Origin of the sequence: Streptomyces sp. NPDC051776, assembly GCF_040681345.1 — a bacterium.
GTDB lineage: Bacteria > Actinomycetota > Actinomycetes > Streptomycetales > Streptomycetaceae > Streptomyces.
In genome coordinates this window covers 1-2,815 of sequence record NZ_JBFAYQ010000141.1, presented here as the reverse complement: position 1 = coordinate 2,815, position 2,815 = coordinate 1, and the positions used below count along the sequence as shown (strand labels likewise).

Genomic DNA, 2,815 nt, shown 5'->3' with positions numbered 1-2,815 from the left:
TGAACGGACCTATCCAGGACGGCTCCGACGCCGTGATCACACCAGCCACAACAAGATCATCTCATCCCTGACCAGGGGTTACGGGACAACCTTTAATTGCGCTCAACTGAGAAATAGCCCGCCAAGGGCCCCGGGAATTCCCTTAGGGGCGCGGAAAATGCCCCAGCCGTCTCGGCAACCGAAGCCCGGCGCAGAACCGGGAAAGGGTTGGGGGGCCGTTGGGGTGAGGAACACCATGGGCCCATGACGGAAGGCCCACAGTGAAGGTTGAGGAAGGGAGACGGCTTGGAGCATCACTCATCGGCACAAGGAGACACCCAGGTGCGGGCACACAAGATCGCGACAGCCACCATGCTGGTCCTGGCAGTCAGCGGATGGGCGGGCGTAGCAGGTATTGGGCTGGCATACGCCGAGACCGGTCCCGACCATGGGGCGGGGAAGGCGAAGGCTGCCGACAAGGGCCATGAGGGGAGGGCGAAGGCGCGGGCGGAGGGAGGATCCTCCACCGGTGGGGATCTCTTTCAGCAGGACGTTGCGCAGGCCGCGCGGCAAAACAACAACTGCAACAACCCCAACATGGATTCCGACTCGATCACGCTTACCGACAGCCGGGCAACCGGCCGGTGTGTGACCAGTGACGGTTCGCTGACGGCGTTCTCCCTCATCCACGACGGCCCCGCGGAGGCCGACGGCGGTTCGGCGGCCAGGGACGCGGTGCAGCAGAACGTCGCGCAGCGCGGCAGGCAGAACAACAACTGCCACAACATCAACGAATCGAATGCCACCCTGGACAGCGGCCGGCTGGAGAGCAGTTGCACCGACCAGGACCACTCCATCACCACACACTCGCTTGTCAAGGGGCGCGGCGCCCGAGCCGTAGGGGGCAACGCAGGCGGCACCGATGTGTTCCAGCAGAACATCGCTCAGGTGGGCCGGCAGAACAACAACTGCAGCAGCCTCAACTTGAGATCAAACCTCACGGTGACGGGCAGCCAGGTCGAAGCGCGGTGTGGGAACAAGGACGGCTCGTTCAGCAAACACACCCATCTCAGGAGCGGCGGCGCTCGCGCCGAAGGCGGCTCCAGCACCGACGTCGATGTGTTCCAGCAGAACCTCGCGCAGGAAGGCCGGCAGAACAACAACTGCAACCAGTTCAACTCAGACACCACCCTTGACGTGACGGGCGGCGGCCGGGCGGAAGCCCGGTGCGGGAACAAAGACCGCTCGTTCAACAAGCACACCCGTACCACAGGCGGCGGAGCCGGCGTCGAAGGCGGCACCGCGAGCAGCAGTGTTTCCCAGCAGAACATCGCGCAGGAAGGCCGGCAGAACAACAACTGCAACAACCCCAACCTCCGCGACGCGGGCATCGATGTCACTGGCGGACGGCTGACGGCGCGGTGTGGGAACAAGGACGGCTCGTTCAACAAGCACACGCATCTCCAGGGTGGCGGCGCCCGCGTCGAAGGCGGCTCCAGCACCGTCGAAGAAGTAAACCAGCAGAACGTCGCTCAGGAGGGAAGGCAGAACAACAACTGCCATAGCGGTAACGACACCAATGCCATCGACGTGGCCGAGGGCCGGCTGGACGTGCGGTGCGGGAACAAGGACCGCTCGTTCAACAAACACACACGTGTCGAGGGCGGCGGGGCCCGAGTCGAGGGCGGCGACGCCATGGGGGATGACGTATCCCAGCAGAACCTCGCGCAGGCGGGCCGTCAGAACAACAACTGCAGCCATTTCAACGCCCCCGAATCGTCCCTCGATTTGACGGGCGGCGGCCGGGTCGACGTGCGGTGCGGGAACAAGGACCGCTCGTTCAACAAGCACACGCATCTCAAGGGCGGCGGCGCCCGCGTCGAAGGCGGCTCCAGCACAGCCGGCACGTTCGCCCAGCAGAACGTCGCTCAGCAAGGCCGCCAGAACAACACCTGCGCCAACCTCAACTCCACGACGCCCACGCTGGAAGGGAGCCGGTCACAGGTGTCCTGTCAGACGGTGGACCGCTCCGCGAACCTGGGAACCGCGGACATCGGCGGCGGAGCCAAGACCACCGGCGGCGACGCCACGGCCGACCTCTTCCAGCAGAACACCGCCCAAGAAGGCCGCCAGAACAACAGCTGCAGCAACAGCAACAACCTCACCTTCACCGCCACCAGCAGCCGCTCGCAGAACAAGTGCGTCGCCATCGACCGCTCCACCAACATCCACACCGAAGACTGGTGACCGTCCCGGCGCGGTGACCAGCTACCACCGCTGCCCCGTTGCTCAAGACGTCCCGCTTCAGCAACGGGGCAGCGGCATGGTGGCCTGGCCCTCCCGCGGAACAAGGGGATCGTCCCCAACAGCACCCGCCGAGCCCACCCGCCCAGAGACCCAAGGGCCATGAACGACCTGCGCGAGGTCCTCACCGAGGATGAGGTGAACGACTTGCTCGACGGCAACCTCGACGCCGGATGGGACGCGGACGACTACGAGTGGACCAGGTGAAAACACCAGCAACCCCAGACCAGGGCCAAGGCTGGACACACGGTCGGTCTACGGGGAGAGCGTCGTGAAACTGCGTGACCGCCAGATCGAGGCTGTGGCCACACCATCGTCCGCGGCCTCGACATCCTGCCGGGCGGCATACCGTTCAACGGCCTGCGCGGGCAAGTGCACGCCGCTTGCGGCATCGGCAAGACCATCATCGCGGCGGCGTCTACCAAGCGGATTGCCCCTTAGGGGGCGTATCCAGTTGTGATCAATCTGCGGGATCCGCTCCCGCAGCGGGGCGGGTTCCTGTAGATCGTCATGCATGACGCAGGTGCAACTT

The 2,815-nt window shown here is 65.1% G+C and carries 2 protein-coding genes; one reads left to right on the top strand and one right to left on the bottom strand.

Annotated features, from left to right (window positions below):
- Positions 1-321 precede the first annotated feature (321 nt).
- Positions 322-2,226 (top strand): hypothetical protein, encoded by a 1,905-nt coding sequence (locus AB0M26_RS31730; RefSeq protein WP_365266459.1) that lies wholly within the window; start codon positions 322-324, stop codon positions 2,224-2,226.
- Between the two features lie 312 nt (positions 2,227-2,538).
- Here AB0M26_RS31730 and AB0M26_RS31725 read toward each other — a convergent pair.
- Positions 2,539-2,815, bottom strand: a 277-nt coding sequence (locus AB0M26_RS31725) for a hypothetical protein (protein WP_365266456.1), incomplete at its 5' end; no start/stop codon positions are given.